Raw genomic sequence first — 4,433 nt, forward strand, 5'->3', positions numbered from 1 at the left:
TCCCACGAGCCCGCCCCGCGGGAGCCGGCGCGGGCTCGTGGGACGACGACGCCGCGGCCGCCCATGGCGCGCGGCGCGGACCCGCGACCGCGTTGGCCGCCGAGCGCGCGCGGCAGGCGCGGATCGTCGTGGTGGGGGCCGTCACCGAGCGGTGGGCGCCCGAGCAGGCGGTTCCGGTCCACGAGAACTGGCGGCTGGCGCCCCCCGTCGGCCCGGCCGCCGACCTGTGGGCGGTGGGCGTGCTGCTCTTCCGTGCCGTACAGGGGCATGCCCCGTACCCGGAGGAGAGCGCCGCCGAGCTGGTGCAGCTGGTGTGCTCCGAGGCGCCCGCGTACGCGGAGGAGTGCGGTCCGCTGCGCCCGGTCGTCGAGTCGTTGCTGCGCCAGGACCCCACCGAGCGCCCGGACTTCGAGGAGCTGCGCGGCTGGCTGCGGTCGCTGATCCGCTCGGCGCCGGAGCCGGACGTGGGCAGCAGCACGGTCACGGTGCCGTCGATAGGACCGGGCGGGCCGTCCGACCCCCGACGGCTGCCCATTGTGCGCCGCCGTGGCTGGCTGGTGCGCAGGGGCCGGGCGGGCGGCGCGCCGGTCGTCGCCGCGCACGGGCGGCACAAGCGGGGCAAGCAGCCGGGCGAGGGCCGCCCGCGCAGGCTGGGCCGGGTGCTGCTGGCGCTGATACTGCTGGTTCTGGCGGCGGCGGTGCTGTACGCGATGATGTTCATGCCGCGGGCCGACGAGGAGAAGGGCCAGGGCCGTACGGGCACGGCGGGCGCGCAGAGCGATGCGCCGACCGCCTCGCGGGAGCCGTCGCCGCACGATCCGCAGAGTTCGAGCGGGGGCGGCGAGGGTTCGGGTACGTCCTCGCCGGACGACCAGCAGGCGCAGTCGACGCCGCCCGCGGGTCTGGCGAAGGGCTTCGCGGTGCGCAAGGACCCCAAGGGGTTCAAGGTCGCTGTGCACGAGAACTGGACCCGGCGCGGCGAGAACTCCCGCGGTCAGATCCGCTATATCGGCGGCGACTTCGAACTGGTCGTGGTGGCGGGGCGGGACAAGGAGTCCGAGTTCGGCGCCGACCCCATGGCCTACCAGCAGAACAAGGAGCCCGAGCTGTCCGCCTTCCGCTCCTCCTCCTGGGCCTCGTCCTCCGGGCTGCGGCGGATCGACGTGGGGCAGACGGCGATGGCCGAGGGGGAGTTCAGCTGGCGGGACAGCAGCGGGCGCAATGTGTACGCCCGCAATCTGGTGATGCTCATCGACGGCCGGTACCACGTCGTCCTGGTCATCGGCCCGGCCGATGAGCGCCGCGCGGTCGCCCGCTACTTCGAGCAGGCGACGGCGACGTACAGCACGTCCGGCTGAACCGCCACACGGCCAGAGCCTTAGGCGAACCGCTCCCGCAGCTTGTACTTGAGCACCTTGCGGAGTGTGTCGTTGCGCGGCAGCGCGTCGACCACTTCGAGCCGTTCGGGCAGCTTGTGCACGGACAGCCCTTGGGTGCGCAAATACGCGATCGCGGCCTCAAGGGTGAGCGGTTCCGCGCCGGCGGGCTGTTCGACCACCGCGCACACCAGCTCGCCGCGGACCGCGTCCGGCAGCCCGATCACGGCCACATCGCCGACGTCGGGGTGCTCGTAGAGCAGTTGCTCGACCTCTTTTGCGGAGATGTTCTCGCCCTTACGGATGATGACGTCCTTGGAGCGGCCGGTGAGGACGAGATACCCCTCCTCGGTGAGATGCCCGAGGTCGCCGGTGATGAGGAAGCCGTCGGCGTCGAACGCCTCACGGGTCTGGGCCTCGTCCAGATATCCGGCGCAGACGGCCTCGCCGCGCAACCGCACGTCGCCGTCGGTCCCTAAGGGCAGCGATTTTCCGTCCCGGTCCACGATGCGGATTTCCATATCCGTCGGCGGCCGTCCTTCGGTGGTCGCGAGGTGGTGCGGGGTGTCGTCCGGCGCGCCCATGGTGATCATGGGCACTTCGGTCATGCCGTAGCCGTGGGTGAGCTGACAGCCCAGCTCGCGGACGACCTCGTAGTACAGCTCGGGCGGCTTGGGTGCGCCGCCGCCGGCCAGCAGCCGCAGGGTGGGGATGAGTTTGTGGCCGGGGTCTTTGCGCTGTTCGGCCAGGAACATCGAGTAGAAGGCGGTGCTGCCGCCCGCGACCGTGACCTTGTGCCTCCGGTACGCGGCGAGCGAGGCGGGCAGCGCGAAGTGCTCGAGCAGCACGGCGGGGAAGCCGTACAGCAGCAGCATCACCGTGTAGTCGGGCCCGGCCACATGGGCATACGGAAAGGCCATGGAGCCGATGTCGTCCGGGCGCAGCCGCAGCGCATGGCCCAGGCAGGCCCCGGCGGCGATGAGGCTGCGGTCGGTGTGCAGAACGCCCTTGGGCTCGGAGGTGGTGCCGGAGGTCCAGTAGATCCAGCGGACGGCGGTCCCGTCGGTGGGCGGCGGGGGCAGCGGCACGGCGTCCGGATCGGCTTCGGGGAGGGTGTCGTACGCCTCGAAGACCAGCGGCGGATCGGACAGCCGCGCGGCGAGGCGGTGGGCCATCGCGGTGTGGTCGAAGCCGCGCCAGCGGCCGGGGACGGCGAGGAAGCGGGCGCCGGACGCGCGCAGCGCGAAGTCGACCTCCCGGTCGCGGTAGAAGGGGATGAGTGGGGTCTGTACGGCGCCCAGCCGGGCCAGGGCCATGGTCAGGACGACCGTTTCGATACGGGTGGGCAGCTGCCAGGCGACGCGGGTGCCGGGGCGCACGCCCATCCCGTACAGCCCGGCCGCGGTGCGCTCCGCGCGGGCGCGCAGCGCGCGGAAGGTCATCCGCCGGTCGTCGCGGGCGGAGGCGGCGGCCTGGAGCAGGGCGGGGGCGTCGGGGGTGAGCGCGGCGCGCCGCTCGACCAGCTCCCACAGCGTCGCTGAGGTGCCGAGCTCATGCGCGGTGCCGAATTCCTGGGCGGTGTCGGTCATGCGGGACCTCCAACTGACGCTTAGTCAGATTGTGCGGGAAGCGTAGAGCTCGGCGCCTTGTCGGTCCAGAGTCCGCGGGGCTAGCCTTGCAATTGATCTGACGCGGCGTCAGAAATGCGGCGAGTGAGCCGAAGGGGCGCGGATGGACCTCGACTACACGGAGGCGGAGGAGGACTTCCGGCGGCGGCTGCGCGCCTGGCTCGCCGACGTCCTGCCCAAGCTGCCGGATCCCCCGGACCCGGCCGACTGGCCCGGCCGCCGCGCCTACGACTGCGGCTGGCAGCGCGCGCTGTACGACGCGGGGTACGCCGGGCTGCACTGGTCGAAAGACGCCGGCGGCCAAGGGGCGACCCCCACCCAGCACCTGATCTTCCTGGAGGAGACCGAACGGGCCGGGGCGCCCTACGTGGGCGCCAACTTCGTCGGGCTGCTGCACGCGGGCCCCACCATCGCCGCCGAGGGCGACGCGGCGCAACGGGCGCGCTGGCTGTCGCCGATCCTGCGCGGGGACGAGGTCTGGTGCCAGGGCTTCTCGGAGCCGGAGGCCGGATCCGACCTCGCCTCGCTGCGCACCAGGGCGGTGCGGGACGGCGACTCGTACGTCGTCACCGGCAGCAAGATCTGGACCTCGCACGCCGAGGTCGCCGACTGGTGCGAACTCCTGGTCCGCACCGCACCTGTCAGTGACGAGGCGCCCAAGCACCGGGGGATCTCCTGGCTGGCGATGCCGATGGACGCACCGGGGGTCACCGTACGGCCGCTGCGCACCCTCGCCGGGACGGCGGAGTTCGCCGAGGTGTTCCTGGACGAGGTGCGGGTGCCGGTCACCCACCGGATCGGGGCGGAGAACGACGGCTGGCGCGTGACCATGGTGACCCTCTCCTTCGAGCGCGGCACGGCGTTCGTGGGCGAGGTCGTGGCCTGCCGCCGGGTGCTTGAGGCCCTGGCGCGCGAGGCGAAGGCCAACGGGCGGTGGGACGACCCGGTGCTGCGCCGCAGGCTGGGGCGGCTCGCGGCCGAGTTCGCCGCGCTGTGGCGGCTCACCCAGTGGAACGTGAGCGAGGCGCAGCGCACCGGCGGGGTGCCGGGCACCGGCGGCTCGGTCTTCAAACTGCGCTATTCGCATGTCCGTCAGGAGCTGTACGACGCGGCCGCCGAGGTGCTGGGCGCGGGGGCGCTGGACGCCGACCACACATGGGTGGCGGACCGGCTGTCCTCGCTCTCGTACACCATCGCGGCGGGCACCTCCCAGATTCAGCACAACATCGTCGCCGAGCGCATCCTCGGCCTGCCGAAAGGACGGTGAGCGGGCCCGTGGACTTCCGGCTCACGGACGACCAGCGTGTTCTGCGGGCGGGGGTCCGCGAGCTGCTGGAGGGGCGGTTTCCGCGGGAGCGGCTGCGGGCGGTGGTGGACGCGGGCCCGCCCGTCGTGGACCGTGCGCTGTGGCGGGAGCTGGGCGGGGCCG

General features: G+C 72.9%; 3 protein-coding genes. 2 read left to right on the forward strand and 1 reads right to left on the reverse strand.

Going from position 1 to position 4,433, the window contains the following annotated elements; translation table 11 throughout:
- On the forward strand, window positions 1–1,358 hold a 1,358-nt coding region (locus tag CCN51_RS42105), incomplete at its 5' end, for a serine/threonine-protein kinase (protein ID WP_483883466.1).
- A gap of 20 nt (window positions 1,359–1,378) precedes the next feature.
- Here the strand turns inward: CCN51_RS42105 and CCN51_RS42110 are convergent.
- Entirely contained in the window at window positions 1,379–2,965 is a 1,587-nt protein-coding gene (locus CCN51_RS42110; RefSeq protein WP_014178851.1) for a class I adenylate-forming enzyme family protein, read from the reverse strand.
- 142 nt (window positions 2,966–3,107) lie between these two features.
- Between CCN51_RS42110 and CCN51_RS42115 the strand changes: the two genes are divergently transcribed.
- Window positions 3,108–4,271, forward strand: a complete 1,164-nt coding sequence (locus CCN51_RS42115; RefSeq protein ID WP_014178852.1) for an acyl-CoA dehydrogenase family protein — start codon at window positions 3,108–3,110, stop codon at window positions 4,269–4,271.
- Window positions 4,272–4,433 lie beyond the last annotated feature (162 nt).

This window comes from Streptomyces milbemycinicus (assembly GCF_002154605.1).
Classification (GTDB): Bacteria; Actinomycetota; Actinomycetes; order Streptomycetales; family Streptomycetaceae; genus Streptomyces; species Streptomyces milbemycinicus.